A 19,086-nucleotide genomic window follows, 5' to 3' on the forward strand; every position below is an offset into this window, starting at 1 on the left:
AGGTCGATCATGCGCAGCTCCGTCTTCGACAACCTCGATCCGCGCCAGGTTCCCGCCGGCTTCTCCCTGGCGAACGGCAAGATGCTCCGGGTCCAGCTCCCGCACGAGGTGCTGGCCAAGCAGGGCTCGATGGTGGCCTTCCAGGGCCAGATGGACTTCGAGTACGAGGGCGCGGGCGGCATCGGCAAGCTGTTCAAGAAGGCCATGACGGGTGAGGGCGCGTCGCTGATGCGCGTACGCGGACAGGGCCAGCTCTATCTCGCGGACAACGCCGACGACATCCACCTGTTCTACCTGGAGAACGAGGGGCTCACCGTCAACGGGCGCAACCTGCTGGCCTTCCAGCCGCAGCTCACCTGGGACATCCAGCGGGTGCAGGGCGCGGGCGTCGCGGCGGGCGGCCTGTTCAACACGACGCTCACCGGCACCGGGTGGGTGGCGGTCACCACGCACGGCACGCCGGTGCTGCTGGACGCCGCGGCCATGCCGACGTACGCCGACGGGCAGTCGGCCGTCTGCTGGAGCACCGCTCTGCACGTCGGCGTGAACCGGACGATGAAGGTCGGCGCGCTGATCGGCCGGGGGAGCGGCGAGGCGATGCAGCTCGCCTTCCAGGGTCAGGGGTTCGTGCTGGTGCAGGCGAGCGAGGGCGTGCCGGTGGTGAAGTCACAGTAGCCGCCGGAGCCCCCGCCGCGTGCACATCCGGCCCAACGCCGGCTTCGGATCAACTCGCCGGCAGAGTCCACTTTCCACCGTTGCAGGCGGGCGGACCGAAGGTGAAACGCCGTCCACTGGCCGTGTCGGCCGCGATCACGTCTTCGGCTCCATTAAGCAGGCAGCCTCCGGACACGACCGCAATCCGCGTCGATTCTCTGGGGGGAACCTGTCGGCCGTAGGCCGCGTCGCCAAGCCATTTCACCGACACGGTCTCAGCTGTGCGGTTCTCGAGCTCCACCCACCGGCTGGTGCGTGGCTGGCAGGTGACAACTTCCCCAAGCCCCGTGAGCGTTGAACGGATGACTCAACTGCGTCACATGCGCAAGGGCTTTGTGCTTTCATGTCGATCATGGGCGTGAGGTTCATATACTTTTCCGGCGTCCGAGAGGAAATTACGCCAGAGTTGATTGAGGATGGTCCCTCCGAGGTGGCCGGCGTGGGTGGGCCTGAGCCCTCTGTGGCGCTGGGGCAACTCGGGCAGCATCTGACTGGCGTCTCATTCCTGGAGATCGGTGATTCAGTCAAGAGCTGGCCCGGTCAAGTCGACGTTCCCGACGATCCGGATGAGCGGGAGATGTTCTTCTACGACCACGGGATCGATCCCGAGGCCACGCCGGAAGAGCTGGAAGTCGCATTGAACGACCTTCGCTGGGGACTGTCTGTTGTGGAGTTGAAAGACCAGTTGCGTGATGCTCTAGCGGCTGTGCCGGCCGACGATTACCGTCGTGTTGCCGAGCAGTGGGCGGCCATTGAGGAGTTGCGGGGCCTGTCGGTGGATGAAGTGCTGACTGTCCTGGGGCGGTTGTGCAGCCTTGCCCGACAGGCGGTTGGGCAAAAGCAACATCTGTATTGCTGGGTGATGCTTTGACGCTTTGGCTGACGGAGCTTCGATCGGGCGGTCTGTCAGAGACCGGGTTGGTAGAAGATGGCTTCGCCTAGGACATGTCTTAGAACCCTGCCGCGTTGATCGCGCCGCACTGGGATGATCTCGGTGCGGCGCGAGGGGACTTGTGGGACGTGTCGGTGGACGCCACGATCAGCCGGGCCCACCAGCACGCCGCCGGTGCCCGCCGCGACGGCGCAGCCCAGAACGAGTCGCCCGGTGGGGTGGAGACCGAACCGGCCGATCACGGTCTGGGCCGCTCCCGCGGCGGCCTGACCAGCAAGATTCACCTGGCTTGCGAACACGGGCAGCGCCTGCTTTCCCTGGTCGTCACCGCTGGGCAGCGCGGCGACAGTCCACAGTTCGTGCCGGTACTGGAGGCGATCCGGGTGCCCCGCCCGGGTGCTGGTCGTCCCCGCTGCCGCCCGGATCGGGTGCGGGCCGACAAGGCTTGCTGCTCGAGGGCCAACCGGGTCTACCTGCGGCCCTGGCCGACTGGCTGTGAACCCCGGTCGCGACCTGCGATGCTGGTCGCGACCGGATCGCCAGAGTCTTGGGGGAAGTCGATGCCCGCTTCGTACTACCGTGCGGACGGGGAGAACGGCAACGGCATCGACGACCCGTCTGAAGACGCGCTGTTCATGATGTTCGGCGAGCTGAACCACATCGACAACACGTTCGTCGTCATCCAGCCCGACGCCGACGACCCAGCCTGGTTCGCCTCGGTATCTCTGCTGGACGAGGGCGGCTACGAAGTCGAGCTACGCGATGTTCGTCATCGCGAACACGAACTGACCACTCAAAGCGACATCAGCCGCATCGCCAAAGATGTCACCATCTGGATGGCTGCTCGCAACGGTGCAAAGCCGTCAGCCGACTTCTAAGCTAAGACACGCTATAGGGTCTCAGCCGAGCTGGCCGGTGGGCCGCACCACAAGTTGGCTGATGTCGACGCCCTCGGGCTGGTTGACGGCGAACAGGATCGCGTTGGCGATCTGCTCGACGGTCAGCGCCGGTGCCGCCTGCGGGGTTCCGCCGCGCTCGTCCCAGAACGGGCTGTCCACGACGCCCGGGGCGACGAGCGTGACGCCGACGTGGTCCTTGGCCACCAGCAGCCGGACGTTCTCGACCAGCGCGTGCACGGCCCACTTGGTGACCGAGTACATGTTGCCGGGCGTGTTCCTGATGCCCGCGACCGAACCGACGACCACGATCCGGCCCCTGGACTCCCGCAAGTACGGCAGTGTCTCGCGCACCAGCAGAGCCGGGCCGAGGACGTTGGTCAGGACCATGGAACGCATGGCCTCGGGGTCGTGGTCCTCCAGCGTGCCAGGCAGGGAGAAACCGGCGTTGGCGATGACGGTGTCGAGCCGTCCCCAGGTGTCCACGACCTGACGCACGGTGGCGGCGACATCGCTGGCGTCGCCGGCGTCACCGGCGATCGTCAGCAGCTGCTCCCCGGCCCCGGCCGAGGCGGCGAACGCGGCCAGCCGCTCGGCGTCGCGGCCGGTGACCGCCACGCGGTGCCCCTGCTTGAGCAGCGCCCGGGCGGTGGCCGCGCCGATCCCGCTCGAACCGCCGGTGACCACAGTGACGGGTTCCATGCGACGGCCTCCTCATCGACGGCGGCGTCGGCAGGGAATCCAGTTGTTGATCAACGCCGACCGACGCATGATATCCGACCCACTCGACGTCACCGTGATGATCCCAGAGTGCTGAGACGGCTCACCTCGGCGGGTCGTGGCTGGGGAGTTAAGACGCCGCGGTGGGCGTGCCGGGCGGAAGGCCTGATCCTGGGTTGGCTCCGGCCCTTCGGCCGGTGCGTCCAGCGCGGATGACTGGGCTTCCCAGGCACGGCCCGGAGCTCCAAAACACGCCCTAGGAAATCCTCGCGCGGCACGGTCTCTACCGCCCGGCGCCACGCTTCGCGGTACCGCATGCCGACGAATGAAACCGATGATCGACGTACTTGACCTGGAGTCCACTCCAGATGGCAGCGTCTTCCCTCTAGCCATTTGCGCGAAGTCAGGAAGAGCACGAGATGAATGATTCATTCCGGATCTTGGGACGTAGCGGCCTGCGGGTGAGTGCGATCGGGTTCGGGGCATGGGCGATCGGCGGACCGTTCATGGCCCGTGGCAAGCCGGCCGGATGGGGTCAGGTGGACGACGAGGAGTCAGTGGCGGCTGCGCGTCGGGCGCTCGACCTGGGGGTCACCTTCTTCGACACGGCCGACGTGTACGGCACCGGACACAGCGAGCGGGTGCTCGGGAGAGCGCTGTCCGGACGGTGGGACGAGATCGTGATCGCGACCAAGTTCGGCCTCACCTTCGACCCGGCGACGCGGACGCTCACCGGCCAGGACACCTCGCCCGGATACATCCGGCAGGCATGCCGGGCGTCGCTGGAGCGGCTGGGAACCGATCACATCGACCTCTACCAGTTGCACGTCGGGGACGCACCGCTGGAGCGGGTGGACGAGATGATCGCCACGCTGGAGGAGCTCGTCGAGGAGGGTTTGATCCGAGCCTACGGCTGGAGCACCAACGACCCCGAACGGGCGGCCGCGTTCGCGAAAGGGCCGCACTGCGCCGCCGTGCAGCATGACCTCAACGTCCTGCACGACACCCCGGCGATGCTGGCGGTGTGCGACACCCACGAGCTCGCCTCCGTCAACCGGGGGCCGCTGGCGATGGGGCTGCTCACCGGCAAGTACGGCCGGGACTCGCGGCTGCCGATGGACGACGTACGCGGCGATTCTCCGCAGTGGATGACCTTCTTCAAGGACGGCCGGCCCGCCCCGGAGTTCCTCGCCATGCTGGACGCGATCCGCGACATCCTGACCTCCGACGGGCGTACCCTCGCCCAAGGCGCCCTCGGCTGGCTGCTGGCCCGCAGCGGGCGCACGGTGCCGATCCCCGGCATCAGGACGGTCGACCAGGCCGAGCAGAACGTCGGCGCGCTGCGGCACGGGCCGCTGGCCCACGCGCAGATGGAGCAGATCCGCGAGCTGCTGCAGCCGCACGCCAGCTGAGACAAGCGGCTTACGGCACGCCGGTGCTGCTGGACGCCTGCTTCCAGGCCGAGATCGTCGCGTCGGCCCACTGCTTGACCCGATCCTCATACCCTTCTGCGGGGAAGCGGCCTTCCCCGGTGACGTCCTGGATGGTGACGGCATACGTCGTGGGCCGGCCGACTACCTGGGGGAACGGTGGTGTCTCAGGGAAGTCGTCGGCTATGGGGGCTCGCCCTCCGAACCGATGAGAGTTGCGCTGCCGGGCGCGCTGCGCCGTGTGAGCGAGGGCGTCGATGCCCTGCCACAGGTAGGTGTGCAAGAGCGCCCAGTAGAAAGCAGGGGTCGCGCCATCCATGCGTGCCGGGTGCTGGAAGACGTAGCAGGCCACCGACACGGCGTGCAGGGGGGCCCACGGCGGCCGCCCCGAGTAGTCGCGCACCAGCAACTCGTGGAACAGAGCCTCGCACGAGTCCGTTCCAGCCCCGCACTCCTCGCAGCCAGACACTGCCTTCGCCTCCCGTCACCGCCACTCTTCCTCGGTTCGCCGACACAGCGCAACGCGATTTGCCGGCTGCGACGGTAGATCCCAGTGGTCACCGTTTGCTGGTCGAGCCGCCGATCGCGCTGGGCGCGGATGGGCAAGCAGGAGCGGCGTCAGCCGTTCCCACTCCATCATCGGCATCCAGAGGAAGCCTCTAGGAGTAGGACGATTTAACACAATTGCCTGTGATTTTTAACCTAAGTCTTGTTAGGAGCTTGGCTGCTTGCTAAAAAGTGAGGGCTTTCGACCCCCCAGTTCTTAGGAAGCCCATGCATAGTCCCTCACGCCGATCCTTCCTCGGGATCGGCGGTTCCGCCCTTGCCCTGGCCTTCACCACCAACCTCGCCGACCCCTGGACGGCCCAGGCCAACGCCAGGGCCGACTACCCCTTCCAGTTAGGTGTCGCCTCCGGGGATCCGCTGCCCGACCGGGTGATCCTCTGGACGCGCCTGGCCGTCAGCCCGTTGGAGCCGCTCGGCGGCATGCCGAACGGCAGGATCCAGGTCGACTGGGAGATCGCGGAGGACGAGGCGTTCACCCGCCGCGCCGGGCACGGCTCCGCGTGGGCCACGCCCGAGTACGGTCACTCGGTCCACGTGGACGCCACCGGGCTGCGGCCCGGCCGCGAGTACTTCTACCGCTTCCGCACCGGCGGCCAGATCAGCCCGGTCGGCCGGACCAAGACCGCCCCGGCGGCCAGGAGCAGGCCCGACGCCCTGAAGCTGGCCTTCGCCTCGTGCGCCCTGTGGCAGGACGGCTACTACAGCGCCTACCGCCACCTCGCGGAGGAGGAGCCCGATGTGGTCTTCCACCTCGGCGACTACATCTACGAGTTCGGCATCGTGCCCACCGGCGGCCTGCGCAACACCCCGGTGCCCGAGCAGTACCGGGTGCAGTGCGACACCCTCGACCGCTTCCGCATCCAGTACGGTCTCTACAAGAGCGACCCCGACCTCCAGGCCGCGCACCACCGCGCGCCGTGGATCGTCACCTGGGACGACCACGAGGTGCTGGACAACTGGGCGGGCAAGTACGGTCCCGGCGGCGAGGTGACCGAGCAGGACTACCTGGTGATCCGCGCCAACGCCTTCCGGGCCTACTGGGAGAACATGCCCATCAGGGTGCCCGCCGTGCAGGGCCCGGACGCCCGGATCTACCGCCGGTTCACCTTCGGCGACCTCGCCGAGTTCAACGTGCTGGACACCCGGCAGTACCGCGACGACCAGGCCTGCGGCGACGGCCAGCAGGTCGACTGCGCCGACCGGCTCGACCCGGCCCGGCAGATGCTCGGCGCCGAGCAGGAGAAGTGGCTGCTCGACGGCCTGGACAGGTCCCGCGCCAAGTGGAACGTGCTGGCCCAGCAGATCGCCATGATCCAGCTCGACTTCGACCCCGGACCCGCCCAGAAGCTCAGCATGGACCTCTGGGACGGCTACAAGGCCGCCAAGGACCGCGTCATCAACGGCATGATCGACCGCGAGGTCAGCAACCCCGTGGTGCTGACCGGCGACATTCACTACAACATGGCCGGCGAGCTCAAGGCGAACTTCGACGACCCCGCCTCGCGCACGGTCGGCGTAGAGTTCATCGGCACCTCGGTCAGCAGCGGCGGCAACGGCAACGCCACCACCGGACTGCCGGCCGGGGGCAGCGACCCGGTCAACCCGCACCTCAGGTTCTCCAGCTACCAGCGCGGTTACGTCTCCTGCGAGGTCACCCGGAGCCAGTGGCGGGCCGACTTCAAGGTCGTCCCGTACGTCGACAAGCCAGGCGCGCCCGTCTCCACCCGGGCCAGCCTCGTGACCCTCGACGGCACCCCCGGCCTCCAGGCCCTCTGACCCCGGAAGGAAATGATCATGCGACACCTCACCGCCGCGCTGGCCGTCGCCGCCGTCACGGTCCTGACCGGGCCGGGCGCGAACGCAGCCGCTCCGCAGCAGGACCCCTCACCCGCCGTCCAGCCCCCCGAAGAGCAGCCCGCCTCTGTCACCTCGATCAATGTCAGACCGGGCAAGTCCAAGGGCACCGGCAAACTGACCCCCATCGCGGGCGCCGACAAGCTCATCGCGCCGCTCGGCGTGGACCCCGCCTGCCCGGCCAAGATCGAGATCGGCATGCGCAGCGACGCCAAGAAGGCCGCCTACTCCGACATGCGGGTGGAGATCGACCAGCCGCTCAGCGCCTCCCGCTCGATCCTGTCCAGCTACCTGCCGCCCGGCTACGAACTCGGCGCGAAACTGCTGGTCGCCGTCCCGCCGGCCACCCCAGAGGGCCAGTACGGGCTGCGCCTGAGCACCGGGGACCGCACACTGGCCGTACCCGTCGAGGTGGTGACCCCGGACAAACTCGACAACGGCGGCAACCTCGCGCTCCGGCGGCAGGTCACCGCCTCCTCCCAGCACGTCAACGCCAACTACCCGCCCTGCAGCATCGCCGACGGCGACAACGGCTCCAACGGCTGGGCCGGCGGCAACGGCTGGAACGACGCCACCGCCAGGGCCTGGCCGGACACCGTGGCCATCGCGCTGGGCGGCGCCAGGCAGGTCTCCCGCGTGGACCTGTACACGCTGAGCACCGAACGGTACCCGGCCTCGACCTTCGGGTTGCGCGACTGGGACGTCCAGGTCCAGGTGGGGGGCCAGTGGCAGACGGTCGCCCAGGTACGCGGCAACACCGCCGGCAACGCCCGCTCGGACTTCGCGCCGGTCACGGCGGACGCCGTCCGCATCGTCGCGCTGGCCTCGAACGGCGCCAACGACTACACCCGCATCGTCGAGGTCGAAGTGCGCTGACGCCCGGCGATCACCGTCTGGTCAGGACTTCCGACTCCCAAAGGTCGCGGTAGTAGCCCGGCTTGGTGACGAGATCGTCGTGGTGGCCGCGCTGAACCACGCGCCCGTCCTCCAGCACGACGATCTCGTCCACCTGCTCCAGGCCCCGGAGCCGGTGGGTGACCAGCAAGGTGGTGCGGTCGTGCGTCACGTCGAGCAGGTCGGCCATGAGCGCGTCGGCGGTCTCCTCGTCCAGCGCCTCGGCCGGCTCGTCGAGCAGCAGCACCGGCGGGTCGTACAGCAGCGCCCTGGCCAGGGCCAGCCGCTGCAACTGCCCGCCGGACACGGTCCGGCCGTCCTCTCCCAGCTCGGCCTCCCACCCGGCCCGCTCGACCCACTCCTCCAGACGAGCGTCTCGTACGGCCTGCCGCAGCTCCTCGTCACCGGCCTCGGGACCGGCGAGCCGCAGGTTGGCGCGCAGGGTGGTCTGGAAGATGTAGGGGTCCTGGGTGAGCCCCGTCATCATGGCCCGTACGTCGTCCGAGGCCAGCCCGCGGATGTCCACGTCGTTGACCCGGACGGCGCCGGACTCGGGCTCGACCAGGCGCATCAGCGCGGCCAGCAGGGTGCTCTTCCCGGCCCCGCTCGGCCCCACCAGGGCCACCCGCTTGCCAGGGGTCAGGCTCAGCGACACCCCGTCGACGGCCGCCCGCTGCTCCGGCGTGTGCCGTACGACCAGGTCGTCGATCTCGACCGTCAGCGGCGACCGCGGGAGAGGGGGTGGCGGTTGAGCGGGCAGTTCGGGAGCCGACGGCGCTTGAGCGGATGGTGCCGCAGTCGACGGCGCGAGAGTGGACGGTGGGGGAGTGGCCGCGGTGTCCGGCTCTGTGACGGCGGGTGGGGTGGCGCTCACCTCACGCAGGCGTCTGAGCGCGGCCAGGATGCCCGCCAGGCGTTCGCCCGCCGCCGCCAGCGGCAGCACCGGCTCGAAGGAGACCAGGGCGGTCAGGGCGAGCACCGCCATGGCCACCCGGTCGGTCCCCGCGGCCTGGGCGAGCAGTACGATCGCCGCCACCGTCAGGCCCTGCACCAGCGTGCCGGCCCCCAGGGCGGTGGCATGGACGCGGGCTTGGCGGCGCTCCAGCCCGGCCAGGGTCTCATCGGCGGCGCGGGCCTGGGCGAGGGCGCGGTCACCGGCGCCGTACGCGGCCAGGTCGGCGGAGCCGTGGACCAGGTCGGCCACCCGCTCGGCGAGGGCGGCTCTGGCGGGGGCGATCCTGGCCGACCAGCGGCGCGCGGCGGCGGCCGTGGCGGCGGGCAGCAGGACGCCCGCCACGACCAGCCCCGCCAGCAGGACCAGGGCCGCGACGGGGAGCAGAGTGAGGCCGATGACCACGGCGGCCAGGCCCGCGAGCGCGGCGGCTATGGCGGGGAGCAGGCAGCGCACCAGGAGGTCCTGGACGGCCTCCGTGTCGTCCACCATCCGGCTGAGCAGGTCGGCGCCGCCGTGCCGGGGCCGCTGCGGGGGGATGAGGGCCTGGTAGAGGCGTTCGCGGGTGCCGGCCTGGGCGCGCAGGGCGACATCGTGGCCGGTGAGCCGCTCGGCGTAGCGGAAGACGCCCTTGCTGGTGGCGAACGCTCTGGTGGCCACGATGGCGATGCTCAACGCGGCCAGCTCCGGCTGCTCGGCGGCCCGCGTGATCAGCCACGCCGCCGCCGCGATCAGGCCCAGCCCGGCCAGCTCGGCCGCTGCTCCGGCCAGCACCGCCCAGGTGAGCCGCAGGCCCATGCGCCGGTTCATCGGTCACCCCTCATGGCCGTGCTTGTATCGAGGTCGGAGCGGGTCGCGCTCGTATCGAGGCCGGAGCGGTCGGCGATCACCCGGCCCTCGTGGATGCGGACGACCCGGTCGGCGAGGTCGATCATGGCCGGCCGGTGCGCCACGATGATCGCCGTGCGGTCCCGGGCCAGGTCGGCGGTGGCCGTCACCACGGCCGCCTCGCTGCGGCCGTCGAGCCGGGCAGTGGGCTCGTCCAGCAGCAGGACCGAGGTGTCCGGGCGGCAGAAGGCCCGCGCCAGGGCCACGCGCTGCCGCTGGCCGGCGGACAGGTTCGCGCCCCGTTCGCCCACCGCCGTGTCGTAGCCGTCGGGGAGCGCCTGGATGAAGTCGTCGGCGTAGGCGGCCGCGGCGGCCTGCCGTACCTGCTCCAGGGAGGCGGACGGGGCACCGAGGCGGATGTTGCCGGCGACCGAGGTGGCGAACAGGTGCGGCCGCTGCGGGACGAAGGCCAGCCTGTCGCGCCAGGCGTCCAGATCGAGCTCGCGCAGGTCGGTGCCGTCGACGAGGACCCTGCCTTCGGACGGCTGGACGAAGCCCAGGATGAGATGCAGAAGGGTGCTCTTGCCGCCGCCGCTCGCGCCGACCAGGGCCACGCGTTCGCCGGGCTCGATGGTGAGCGAGACGTGCTCGAGCGCCGGGTCGTCGCGGCCGGGGTAACGGACGGTGACGTCCTCCAGCCGGATCGACGGGGCCTCGGCGCCCTGCGGCAGTCGCTTCCGGGGCGTGGCCGCGCCGACGGCCGCGGGTTCGGCGTCCGGCCCGGCCGCGGGCTTGGCATCGTGCACGGCCGTGGGCTCGGCGTCCAGTACGGCGAAGGCCGCGTCCGCCGCCGCCACCCCCTCCATGGAGGCGTGGAAGCGGGTGCCCATGGCCCGCAGCGGCAGGTACGCCTCCGGGGCCAGCAGCAGCACCAGCAGCGCCGTCGTCAGGTCCAGCGACCCGCCCAGCAGCCGCAGCCCGATCGGCACCGCCACCAGGGCCAGCGACAGCGACGCGCACAGCTCCAGCACCAGCGATGACAGGAACGCCACCCGCAACGTACGCATGGTGGTGGCCCGGTGTGCCTCGGCCACCTGCTGGATGACCGTCGCCTGGTAGCGGGCCCGGCCGAAGGCGCGCAGCGTGGGCAGGCCGCGTACGACGTCGAGGAAGTGCCCGCCGAGCCGCGACAGCGCGCGGAACTGCTGCTCCGTGACGGCCTTGGTGGTCATCCCCACGAGCGCCCCGAAGAGCGGGATCAGTGGCAGCGTGACCAGTACGATCACCGCGCTCGCCAGGTCGGCGGCGAACAGCCGGACGAGCACCGCCAGCGGCACCACCGCCGCGACGGCGATCGAGGGCAGGTAGCCGGTCAGGTAGGCGTCGAGCCGGTCGAGGCCGCGTCCCGTCAGCGTGACCAGCTCACCCGAGCGGTGACCGGCGAGCCTGGCCGGTCCCAGCTCCCGCAGCCTGGCCAGCAGCCGATGCCGGAGCGCGGACTTGACGCCCGTCGCCGTACGGCCGGCGAAGATGCCCTGCGTCCACCCCAGCAGCGCGCGCAGGCCCACCACGGCGGCCAGGCCCGCCAGCGCCACGGTCGTGAACCGGCCGGACAGGACCCCTGCCAGCAGCTCCGCCTGTACGAGCACGAGCAGCCCGGCCGCCATCGCCGCCGCGAAGGTGACGGTCAGGTGGCGCCGCACCGACTGCTCGGCCCGCATGAGCCGCAGGAGATCTTTGTGCACGAGCCCTCAAAAGAACGACGGGATCCGGACGGCGTCCTTGCCGGGACGGAAAGTGCGCCACACCCATCCTTGCGCGATGAGGACGATCGGCGCGAACGGCAGCGCCATGACACTCAGCACATTCAGCGTCTCGGCCGGCGCGGTGTGGTCCAGCAGGTACGGCATGCTGCCCAGGAGCACCCCGAGGGCGGGGATCGCGGCCACCGCCCCGGACACGGCCAGCGCGCGCCCCGAGCGGGTGACACCGGCCAGGCCGGGGGAGCGCCAGGCCAGGAACGTCCAGCCATGGAAGGCCAGGAGCAGCGTCATCACCACGCCCAGCATCAACCCCACCGGGTTCAGCAGGGACGAGCCGAACCCGGTGGCGGCCGCGTACAGAGCCACCCCCCAGTCGAACGAGAGCCCCAGCGAGCCGAGCGCGATCATCAGGTCCCAGAAGCCCCGCCAGGCCGCGCCCCCGATCCGGCGGCGGAACCACAGCCCGGCGTCCCGCAGGATCCAGGACAGCAGCATGGCCACCACCAGCGGATACAGCCCGAACAGCACCTCGCCCTCGAGCGCCGGATAGACGCCGAACAGCGTTCCGGCGACCGCCACCAGCCACACCTCGTTCGCCAGCACGAACGGGGCCATGGCCGCCACCATGCGATCCTTGCTGCCGGCCGACTTGCCGAGGATCGGCAGCAGGAGCCCGACCCCCAGGTCGAAGCCCTCCAGCGCGAAGTATCCGGCCAGCAGCAACGCGAAGCAGGCGAACCAGATCAGTTCCATGTCACGACTCCTAGTAGGTCAGGGCGGGCTCGGGGACGGCGCCGAGGTCGAGCTCGCGCGGCCCGCGCCTGACCACCCTGGCGATGAGGATGTAGTCGACGATCGCCAGCAGCACCAGCACGCCCACGAAGGCGATCAGTGAACCGGTGATCATCGGCGGGGTGAGGCCGGGCGTCATGGCGTCGGCGACGGTGAGCTTCTGCCAGATCATCCATGGCTGCCGCCCGCTCTCCCTGGCCAGCCAGCCCAAGATGGCCAGCACGAACGGCATCGGCGTCATCAGCATGAGCAGCGGATGCGTCCACCGCCAGCGCGGCAGCACGCGGATCAGCGGCAGCATCGCGAACAGCACGACGAGCGCGAGCAACTGCCCGATCTCGATCATGATCCCGAGCGGCACCACCCCCGTGTCGCCCTCGAACTTGCCCTCCTGGATGCCGGCGAACTGGGCGTAGCCGAAGCCCACGGTCAGGAAGATGCCGATCGCGGCCGTGGTCACGCCGGTGCGCAGCGACTTGGTGAAGAACTCCACCTCGGACGTACGGCGGCGCAGCTGGTAGGCGCTCGCCCCGACCAGCACCATCGCCCCGGTGAACAGCCCGGCCCCGATCACGTGCGGGAAGGAGAAGATCAGCGTCTTGTTGGTGAACATCGCGCCGATGTCGACCAGCTCCATCCGATCGCCCCTGACGACGGCTCCGGCGGGGTTCTGCAGGAAGGAGTTGGCCGCCATGATGAAGAAGGCGCTGCCGTACGCCGTGAGCGTGACGAGCCAGATGCAGGCCAGATGCGCCCATTTCGGCAGCCGTCCCCAGCCGAAGATCCACAGGCCGAGGAACGTCGACTCCAGGAAGAACGCCACCAGCGTCTCCATGGCCAGCGGAGCGCCGAAGACGTCGCCCGCGTAGTGCGTCAGCCCGCTCCACGAGAGCCCGAACTGGAACTCCATCACGAGTCCGGTGACGATGCCCAAGGCGTAGTTGATGACATATATCTGGCCCCAGAACCTGGTCAGCCGCTCGTGCAGCGGCTTGCCCGCCAGCGCCCAGCGCGTATGCATGATCGCCACCAGCGGCGCGAGCCCCAGCGTGAGCACGACGAACAGGAAGTGCAGGTTCCCTGTCATCGCGAACTGCAACCGGGCCAGTTCCAGCGCTTCCATGCGCCAAACCCCCTTCGTTATGCCTGTCTACCTATAGACAGTCTACCTATAGGCGGCCTACATGTAGACTGGCTACTGAACGAAGGGTTATCTAGGATCGGAGTCATGAACCCCGACGCGCTGCGCGGTCACATGGACGCCCTGCTGCTCTCTGTGCTGGAGGGTGAGCCGCTGCACGGCTACGCCATCATCGAGGCCCTGCAGACGCGCAGTGGGGGAGCGCTCAACGTGCCGACCGGCACCGTCTACCCGGCACTGCGCAGGCTGGAGCGGATCGGCTATCTGGCCAGTGAGTGGGCCACGGTCGGCGGGCGCAAGCGGCGCACCTACCGCCTGACCGATTCCGGCAGGAAACAGCTGGAAGGGGAGCGGTCGGCCTGGGCGGAGTTCGCCAGTGTGATCGGCGGAGTGCTACGGCCGGGGATCAGGCAGTCTGGGTGAGGCGCAGGTGGCCCGGGTGAGGCGCAGGCAGCGCGTCGCGCCGTAGAGCTGCAGGCCCCAGAAGATCGCCGACAGGAAATTGGCGAGGATGGCGGGCAGGTAGGTGTTGATGCCCTGCATATCCGCCCCATGGAGGAGTAGCAGGATCAGCAGCCCGTTCACCGGCAGCATCACCCAGACGACGACCCCCAGCCACTTGGTGACCAGCTGCGGCCGGAGATGCCACCGGGCGCCCCGGCTCAGCGCGAGCAGCGACAGCCCGCCGTACAGGCCCGTGGCCAACTGCAGGATGTCGAGCCCTCGCGAGGCGGCGTTGTACCAGGCGGGCCGGGCCGCCCAGGTGGCCTGAGCGGCGGGGGGATAAGGGTAGAAGCGCCAGATCGCCGACCACATCAGCACGGTGATCGGCACGCTGATGAGCAGCAGCGTCCCCAGCATCCGGCCGGCCGCGCCGGTCAGCTCCCGCTGGTATCCGGGCGCGATCTCGGCGATCGCGCCGAACTGCCGCACCGCCAGCCGCTCGGCCTCGGCCCGGGTCAGGCCCTCGGCCTCCAGCGCGTCGGCGGTGTCGGCCAGGCTGTCACGCGCCTCGACGACCAGGTCACGCTTGGGCCCCGGTGGCCCAGCCAGAGACCTGCCCAGCTCGGCCACGTAGTCGTCGATCCGCATGCCCCCATCTTATGAAGGCGGAACCCGGTACGTAATCAGGGATCTCCCTGATGACTTGATGCGTAGGGAAATTCCTACATATAGTGGCCCACATGCCAATCTTCAGCATCACGACCGTGACCGTGCCAGTAGCGGACCAGCAGCGGGCGCTCGCCTTCTACAGCGGCGTCCTGGGCTTCGAGACCCGCACCGACAACCCGTTCCCGATGGGCCGCTGGCTCACGGTCGCCCCGAAGGGGGCCGAGACCACGCTGCTGCTCGCCTCCTGGTTCCCGAACATGGCCGCCATCGGCGGCCTGGTGGTCGCCTCCGACGACCTCGACGCGCTGGCCGGGCGCCTGCGCGAGCACGGTACGGCCTGCGAAGGCCCGACGGACGAACCGTGGGGCAGGCAATTGCTGTTCCAGGACCCCGACGGCAACGGGTTCGTGGTCAGCCAGGCATGACCGCCGATCACGTGTTCACCGCGCTGGCCAGCCCGGCCCGGCGGGAGTTGTTGCGGCTGCTGCTCGATGAGGGCAGCCAACCGGCCGGGCGGCTGGCCGAGCGCTTCGACATGAGCCGTCCCAGTGTCTCGGAGCATCTCAAGGTGCTCAGGGATGCCGGACTGGTGGCCGAGACGCGCCGGGGGAGAGAACGGCTCTACCGGTTGGAGGCGGCTCCGCTCATGGAGATCCGTGAGTGGCTCACGCCGTACGAACGCTTCTGGAGAGAGAAGCTCTCCGGCCTGAGCGACCTGCTCGACGAGATGGAAGACCAGGAAAGGGAAGACGGCGATGTCTGACGACCTGCGCTCGATCCGGCTTGACCAGTTCCTCGGGCACGCGCCCGCGAAGGTGTGGCGGGCGCTGACCGAGCCCGAACTGGTGGCCCGCTGGCTGATGCCCAACGACTTCAGCCCGCAGGTGGGGCACCGGTTCACCTTCACCACCACGCCGGTGAAGCAGACCGGCTTCGAGGGCATCGTCTACTGCGAGGTGCTGGAGCTGGAGCCGGAGAAGCTGCTGAAGATCAGCTGGAGCGATGGCAAGCTCGCCGACTGGACCGTCACCTGGCGGCTGGAGCCCGAGGGCACGGGCACCAGGCTCTTCCTCGACCACGAGGGCTTCGACCCCGACGACGCCATGCAGCAGATGGCCCGCAAGATCATGGGCGGCGGCTGGCGCTCCATGCACTTCGCCGCCATCGGCAAGGTCCTCGACGGCTTGTGACGGACGGCTTGTGACGGACGGCTTGTGACGGACGGCTTGTGACGGACGGCTTCTATGGGCGGGCGGCGTCTGCGGGCGGACGGCCGCTATGGGTGGACGGCGGGTGCGGGTGGTTGTTCGGCGCCGCGTTCGGCGTGTGAGGTCGAGGTCCAGAACAGCGCGGCCACGGTGATCGCCATCAGCAGGACGAGCCAGCCCGCGGCCCGGCCCATCCGCATGCCGTACCCCCATAGAAGCCACGAAAGGGACAGCCACCACCGGCGGCCCGCCTGGCGGCGCATCTCCATCGCCGCGAACGCGAAGTCGGCCGAGGTGCCCACGTCGTCGACCTGGGCGCGCAACCCGGAGTAGAGGGCGGCCAGCCGGTCGGGTCCGGCGGGCGGGTCCTGCGCCGCCGGAGCGCCGTACGCGGCCGGCCGGGAGGCCGGGCTCTTGTCCGGAGCGGGGGCGGGGGGAGCCCAGCCGCGCATCGTGTGCTCGTCGGCCAGCGCGCTGCGCCGGGAGAACCAGCGCAGCATCGGCCAGTGCAGGCTCACCCGCACCCCCCGCGGGGTCAGCGCGAAGGTGCAGTTCTTGACCCGGACCGCGGCCGGGCGGGCCAGCCCGGCGAACCGGCAGCCCGACAGGTCGAGGCCGAACAGCGCCAGGTCGGCCGCGTCGACGTGCCGCAGCGAGGTCAGCGCGGACCCGCCGCGCCCGGTCACCATCGCGGGGCCGCGCAGCACCGACCCCTCCAGGTCGGCATCGGAATCGGCGAGCCGGATCGTCGTCGCGCCGGTGACCTCCATCCGCCGCAGGTTCGCGCGGCCGGCGGCGACTGCCACGTCGAGCGTGCCGTCGGCGCGGGCCCGCGAGGCGGACAGCCGCCCGGTGACCGACAGGTAGGCGTCGGCCGCGAAGTGCGCGGTGTCGAACCAGGCGGGGCCGCTGACCTTGCGGAAGGACAGCGTACGGCCGAACCTGGCGCCGCGGAAGCTCGCGCCGTCGCCCAGCGCGGCCCCGTCGAAGGTGGCGTAGCCGTCGAACCTGGCCCGCTCGCACGACAGCCCGTGACCGAACACGGCCTGGCTGAACAGCGCGTCACGCGACATCACCGCCCGGTCCAGCGACACGTGGCCGCGCACTCGGACGCCGTGGAAGGACAACTCGCGGGCGAACCCGGCCCCGGCCAGCGAGACATTGCCCTCGAACCGGGCGCCGAAGAACGAGGCCAGCCGCTCGAACCTGGCGCCGTCGAGCGACACGTCGCCGGCGAAGGTCACGCCGGACAGCCGTACGTCGCCGGTGAACGTGACCCGGTCCAGCCGGGCCCGTCCTGGTCGGCCGCCGGTGACCTCGATGATCCTGCTGAGCAGCGCGCCGTTGATCGGCGTACCGCGCAGGTCGAGCAGGCGGCCGGGAGCCATCTCGTCGAGGGTCTCGGCTACTTCGTCCGGTTGCAGATGTGCCAGGCAACGGTCGTACGGCTGGTGGGCGATTCCCGAGCAGGCTGCCGAATAGGCGCAGGTGACCCAGTCCATGCAGTGCTCATACCCGCAAGGGGGCAGTGTCAAGGTTCGATGATTTAATGTTCTAGCCACTTTTTGGTGGAAATCTGTGACCGCAATTCCCTCTAAAGTGCTGGTCATGCGTGTTTTATCCAGAACTTTTCTCGTCGCGTTCGTCGTGGCGGCTGCCCTCCCCGGCACACCGGCGCTCGCCGCACCGGCCACCGCGTGCGACACGCCGCCGAGCCGGCGCATCTCGGAGGTGCAGGGGAGCGGTGATGCCAGCCCCCTGGCCGGGCAGAGCGTCACCGTCGAAGGCATCGTCACCGGCGACTTCCAGCGCGGCGACCAGCTGAGCGGTTTCTTCCTGCAGGACCCGAAGCCGGACACCGACCCGAAGACCTCCGAAGGGCTGTTCGCCTACGCCCGCGACACCTTCAAGGACGTCGCGGCGGGCGACCGGGTGCTCGTGACGGGCAAGGTGACGGAGTACAACGGCTGGACGGAGCTGTCACCGGTCACCGCGGTGGACGTCTGCGGCACCGGCTCGGTGGCGGCTCAGCCGTACAAGCTGCCGGACGACGGGCGGGAGTCCGTCGAGAACATGCTGCTCACCTTCCCGCAGCCGCTGACCGTCAGCGAGCACTACAACCTGGGCCGTTACGGCGAGGTCACCGTCTCCTCCGGCGGCCGGCTGTTCCAGCCGACGGACCGGCCCGGCGTGGACGCGGCGCTGAACAAGCGGCGCTCGCTGCTCATCGACGACGGCTCCAGCAGGGAGAACCCGGCCACCCTGCCGCCTATCGTGCGTACCGGCGACCTGGCCGCGGGCATCACCGGCGTGCTCGGCTACGGGTTCGGCCTCTACCGCCTGCAACCCACCAAGCCGATCAACTACCGCGACACCAACCCCCGGACGCCCCGGCCCTTCCCGGTCATCGGCAACGTCAAGGTGGCCTCGTTCAACACGCTGAACTGGTTCACCACCCTCGGATCGCGCGGCGCCACCAACGCCGTGGAGCAGCAGCGGCAGCTCGCCAAGCTGGTGGCGGCGCTGAAGGGGCTCGACGCCGACGCCGTGGGCCTCATGGAGGTCGAGAACAACGGCCAGACGGCGCTCCAGGCCCTCGTGGACGCCGTCAACGCCGAGGTCGGCGCGGGTACGTACGCGGCGCTCCAGCACCCGTACCCTGGCACGGACGCCATCCAGGTCGCGGTGATCTACAAGCCGGCCAAGCTCACGCCCGTCGGCGCTCCCCAGGCGTCGCAGGACGCGGTGTTCAGCCGGCCGCCGCTGATCCAGACATTCCGCAGGACGGCGGGCGGCCAGCCGTTCACGATGGTCGTCAACCACCTCAAGTCCAAGGGCAGCTGCCCGGCCGACGGCCCCGACGCCGACCAGGGCGACGGGCAGAGCTGCTGGAACGCCACCCGCGTCAAGCAGGCGCAGGCGCTGCTCGGCCTGGTGAAGGACCTGCCCAACCCGGTGGTGCTCGGCGACCTCAACGCCTACGGCGAGGAGGACCCGATCCACACACTGGAGGCGGGCGGGCTGACCAGCCTGACCAAGAGGTTCGTGCCGGCGCGGCAGCGCTACAGCTACCTGTTCGACGGCCTGGCCGGAGAGCTCGACCACGCGCTGGTCGGCCGGCAGCTGCTCAAGCGGGTCACCAGCGCGACGATCTGGCACATAAACTCGGACGAACCGCGCATTCTCGACTACAACACCGAGTACAACCCGGCGTCCCTGTACAAGCCGGACGCCTTCCGGTCCACCGACCACGACCCGCTCGTCATCGGCCTCACCCTGCCGGGCCACTGACCCTTTCGTCACGGGCGGCCGGTATTCCGTA

The 19,086-nt window shown here is 69.9% G+C and carries 19 protein-coding genes; 11 read left to right on the plus strand and 8 right to left on the minus strand.

What is annotated here, in order from left to right; translation table 11 throughout:
- The first annotated feature begins 9 nt into the window (after positions 1 to 9).
- From AB0J16_RS41865 to AB0J16_RS41875, 3 genes are all read left to right on the plus strand, one after another.
- Positions 10 to 675, plus strand: coding sequence for an AIM24 family protein (locus tag AB0J16_RS41865; RefSeq protein WP_358550566.1), 666 nt, complete (start codon positions 10 to 12; stop codon positions 673 to 675).
- Positions 676 to 1,057: 382 nt separating this feature from the next.
- Positions 1,058 to 1,585 carry a hypothetical protein gene (locus tag AB0J16_RS41870; RefSeq protein WP_358550568.1) on the plus strand — a complete coding sequence of 176 codons (528 nt, stop codon included), beginning with the start codon at positions 1,058 to 1,060 and terminating at the stop codon, positions 1,583 to 1,585.
- 155 nt (positions 1,586 to 1,740) lie between these two features.
- Positions 1,741 to 2,484 (plus strand): transposase, encoded by a 744-nt coding sequence (locus AB0J16_RS41875; protein WP_358550684.1) that lies wholly within the window; start codon positions 1,741 to 1,743, stop codon positions 2,482 to 2,484.
- 21 nt (positions 2,485 to 2,505) lie between these two features.
- On the opposite strand, the gene AB0J16_RS41880 is transcribed toward AB0J16_RS41875, so the two are convergent.
- Positions 2,506 to 3,204: an SDR family oxidoreductase gene (locus AB0J16_RS41880; RefSeq protein WP_358550570.1), complete on the minus strand. Its 699-nt coding sequence runs from the start codon at positions 3,202 to 3,204 to the stop codon at positions 2,506 to 2,508.
- Between the two features lie 437 nt (positions 3,205 to 3,641).
- Here AB0J16_RS41880 and AB0J16_RS41885 point away from each other — a divergent pair, with 437 nt between their 5' ends.
- Positions 3,642 to 4,634, plus strand: coding sequence for an aldo/keto reductase (locus AB0J16_RS41885; RefSeq protein WP_358550572.1), 993 nt, complete (start codon positions 3,642 to 3,644; stop codon positions 4,632 to 4,634).
- A 10-nt stretch (positions 4,635 to 4,644) separates the two neighbouring features.
- Here AB0J16_RS41885 and AB0J16_RS41890 read toward each other — a convergent pair whose 3' ends face one another.
- Positions 4,645 to 5,121 carry a DUF5946 family protein gene (locus tag AB0J16_RS41890; protein WP_358550574.1) on the minus strand — a complete coding sequence of 159 codons (477 nt, stop codon included), beginning with the start codon at positions 5,119 to 5,121 and terminating at the stop codon, positions 4,645 to 4,647.
- Between the two features lie 305 nt (positions 5,122 to 5,426).
- On the opposite strand from AB0J16_RS41890, the gene AB0J16_RS41895 reads away from it, so the two are divergent.
- Positions 5,427 to 6,995 (plus strand): alkaline phosphatase D family protein, encoded by a 1,569-nt coding sequence (locus AB0J16_RS41895; RefSeq protein WP_358550576.1) that lies wholly within the window; start codon positions 5,427 to 5,429, stop codon positions 6,993 to 6,995.
- An 18-nt stretch (positions 6,996 to 7,013) separates the two neighbouring features.
- On the plus strand, positions 7,014 to 7,949 hold the full coding sequence (locus tag AB0J16_RS41900; RefSeq protein ID WP_358550578.1) for a discoidin domain-containing protein: 936 nt from the start codon (positions 7,014 to 7,016) through the stop codon (positions 7,947 to 7,949).
- A gap of 10 nt (positions 7,950 to 7,959) precedes the next feature.
- On the opposite strand, the gene cydC is transcribed toward AB0J16_RS41900, so the two are convergent.
- Genes cydC through AB0J16_RS41920 form a run of 4 tightly spaced genes read right to left on the minus strand, consistent with a single transcriptional unit; the run spans position 7,960 to position 13,425 of the window.
- Complete coding sequence (cydC, locus tag AB0J16_RS41905) at positions 7,960 to 9,729, minus strand: thiol reductant ABC exporter subunit CydC (protein ID WP_358550580.1); 1,770 nt, start codon at positions 9,727 to 9,729, stop codon at positions 7,960 to 7,962.
- Positions 9,726 to 11,492 carry a thiol reductant ABC exporter subunit CydD gene (gene cydD, locus AB0J16_RS41910; protein ID WP_358550582.1) on the minus strand — a complete coding sequence of 589 codons (1,767 nt, stop codon included), beginning with the start codon at positions 11,490 to 11,492 and terminating at the stop codon, positions 9,726 to 9,728. The genes cydC and cydD overlap by 4 nt, the downstream gene beginning before the upstream one ends.
- A gap of 6 nt (positions 11,493 to 11,498) precedes the next feature.
- Complete coding sequence (locus AB0J16_RS41915) at positions 11,499 to 12,263, minus strand: cytochrome d ubiquinol oxidase subunit II (RefSeq protein ID WP_358550584.1); 765 nt, start codon at positions 12,261 to 12,263, stop codon at positions 11,499 to 11,501.
- A 10-nt stretch (positions 12,264 to 12,273) separates the two neighbouring features.
- Positions 12,274 to 13,425, minus strand: coding sequence for a cytochrome ubiquinol oxidase subunit I (locus tag AB0J16_RS41920; protein ID WP_358550586.1), 1,152 nt, complete (start codon positions 13,423 to 13,425; stop codon positions 12,274 to 12,276).
- Between the two features lie 105 nt (positions 13,426 to 13,530).
- On the opposite strand from AB0J16_RS41920, the gene AB0J16_RS41925 reads away from it, so the two are divergent.
- The gene (locus AB0J16_RS41925; RefSeq protein WP_358550588.1) at positions 13,531 to 13,866 is read left to right on the plus strand and encodes a helix-turn-helix transcriptional regulator; all 336 of its coding nucleotides are present in this window, start codon (positions 13,531 to 13,533) and stop codon (positions 13,864 to 13,866) included.
- Here the strand turns inward: AB0J16_RS41925 and AB0J16_RS41930 are convergent.
- Positions 13,837 to 14,535, minus strand: coding sequence for a permease prefix domain 1-containing protein (locus tag AB0J16_RS41930; protein ID WP_358550590.1), 699 nt, complete (start codon positions 14,533 to 14,535; stop codon positions 13,837 to 13,839). The genes AB0J16_RS41925 and AB0J16_RS41930 overlap by 30 nt on opposite strands.
- A 92-nt stretch (positions 14,536 to 14,627) precedes the next feature.
- Between AB0J16_RS41930 and AB0J16_RS41935 the strand changes: the two genes are divergently transcribed.
- From AB0J16_RS41935 to AB0J16_RS41945, 3 genes are read left to right on the plus strand one after another with little or no spacing between them, the layout of a single operon-like run.
- Complete coding sequence (locus AB0J16_RS41935; RefSeq protein WP_358550592.1) at positions 14,628 to 14,981, plus strand: VOC family protein; 354 nt, start codon at positions 14,628 to 14,630, stop codon at positions 14,979 to 14,981.
- Positions 14,978 to 15,319 (plus strand): metalloregulator ArsR/SmtB family transcription factor, encoded by a 342-nt coding sequence (locus tag AB0J16_RS41940; protein ID WP_358550594.1) that lies wholly within the window; start codon positions 14,978 to 14,980, stop codon positions 15,317 to 15,319. The genes AB0J16_RS41935 and AB0J16_RS41940 overlap by 4 nt, the downstream gene beginning before the upstream one ends.
- Positions 15,312 to 15,746 (plus strand): SRPBCC domain-containing protein, encoded by a 435-nt coding sequence (locus AB0J16_RS41945; protein WP_358550596.1) that lies wholly within the window; start codon positions 15,312 to 15,314, stop codon positions 15,744 to 15,746. Before AB0J16_RS41940 ends, AB0J16_RS41945 begins: the two co-directional genes overlap by 8 nt.
- Before the next feature lie 86 nt (positions 15,747 to 15,832).
- On the opposite strand, the gene AB0J16_RS41950 is transcribed toward AB0J16_RS41945, so the two are convergent.
- A complete protein-coding gene (locus tag AB0J16_RS41950; protein WP_358550598.1) occupies positions 15,833 to 17,266 on the minus strand; it encodes a pentapeptide repeat-containing protein in 1,434 nt (477 codons plus the stop codon).
- A gap of 106 nt (positions 17,267 to 17,372) precedes the next feature.
- Here AB0J16_RS41950 and AB0J16_RS41955 point away from each other — a divergent pair, with 106 nt between their 5' ends.
- Complete coding sequence (locus tag AB0J16_RS41955) at positions 17,373 to 19,055, plus strand: ExeM/NucH family extracellular endonuclease (protein ID WP_358550600.1); 1,683 nt, start codon at positions 17,373 to 17,375, stop codon at positions 19,053 to 19,055.
- Positions 19,056 to 19,086: the final 31 nt, after the last annotated feature.

Source organism: Nonomuraea sp. NPDC049750, from assembly GCF_040659625.1.
GTDB lineage: Bacteria > Actinomycetota > Actinomycetes > Streptosporangiales > Streptosporangiaceae > Nonomuraea.

Excerpts from the sequence above, each read along its gene's own strand:
- AB0J16_RS41895 (WP_358550576.1), top strand. The coding sequence starts at position 5,427 with ATGCATAGTCCCTCACGCCGATCCTTCCTCGGGATCGGCGGTTCCGCC.
- cydC (WP_358550580.1), bottom strand. The coding sequence starts at position 9,729 with ATGAACCGGCGCATGGGCCTGCGGCTCACCTGGGCGGTGCTGGCCGGA.
- AB0J16_RS41940 (WP_358550594.1), top strand. The coding sequence starts at position 14,978 with ATGACCGCCGATCACGTGTTCACCGCGCTGGCCAGCCCGGCCCGGCGG.
- AB0J16_RS41900 (WP_358550578.1), top strand. The coding sequence starts at position 7,014 with ATGCGACACCTCACCGCCGCGCTGGCCGTCGCCGCCGTCACGGTCCTG.
- AB0J16_RS41930 (WP_358550590.1), bottom strand. The coding sequence starts at position 14,535 with ATGCGGATCGACGACTACGTGGCCGAGCTGGGCAGGTCTCTGGCTGGG.
- AB0J16_RS41915 (WP_358550584.1), bottom strand. The coding sequence starts at position 12,263 with ATGGAACTGATCTGGTTCGCCTGCTTCGCGTTGCTGCTGGCCGGATAC.
- AB0J16_RS41880 (WP_358550570.1), bottom strand. The coding sequence starts at position 3,204 with ATGGAACCCGTCACTGTGGTCACCGGCGGTTCGAGCGGGATCGGCGCG.
- AB0J16_RS41920 (WP_358550586.1), bottom strand. The coding sequence starts at position 13,425 with ATGGAAGCGCTGGAACTGGCCCGGTTGCAGTTCGCGATGACAGGGAAC.
- AB0J16_RS41870 (WP_358550568.1), top strand. The coding sequence starts at position 1,058 with ATGTCGATCATGGGCGTGAGGTTCATATACTTTTCCGGCGTCCGAGAG.
- AB0J16_RS41935 (WP_358550592.1), top strand. The coding sequence starts at position 14,628 with ATGCCAATCTTCAGCATCACGACCGTGACCGTGCCAGTAGCGGACCAG.
- AB0J16_RS41950 (WP_358550598.1), bottom strand. The coding sequence starts at position 17,266 with ATGGACTGGGTCACCTGCGCCTATTCGGCAGCCTGCTCGGGAATCGCC.
- AB0J16_RS41925 (WP_358550588.1), top strand. The coding sequence starts at position 13,531 with ATGAACCCCGACGCGCTGCGCGGTCACATGGACGCCCTGCTGCTCTCT.
- AB0J16_RS41945 (WP_358550596.1), top strand. The coding sequence starts at position 15,312 with ATGTCTGACGACCTGCGCTCGATCCGGCTTGACCAGTTCCTCGGGCAC.
- AB0J16_RS41885 (WP_358550572.1), top strand. The coding sequence starts at position 3,642 with ATGAATGATTCATTCCGGATCTTGGGACGTAGCGGCCTGCGGGTGAGT.
- AB0J16_RS41865 (WP_358550566.1), top strand. The coding sequence starts at position 10 with ATGCGCAGCTCCGTCTTCGACAACCTCGATCCGCGCCAGGTTCCCGCC.
- AB0J16_RS41955 (WP_358550600.1), top strand. The coding sequence starts at position 17,373 with ATGCGTGTTTTATCCAGAACTTTTCTCGTCGCGTTCGTCGTGGCGGCT.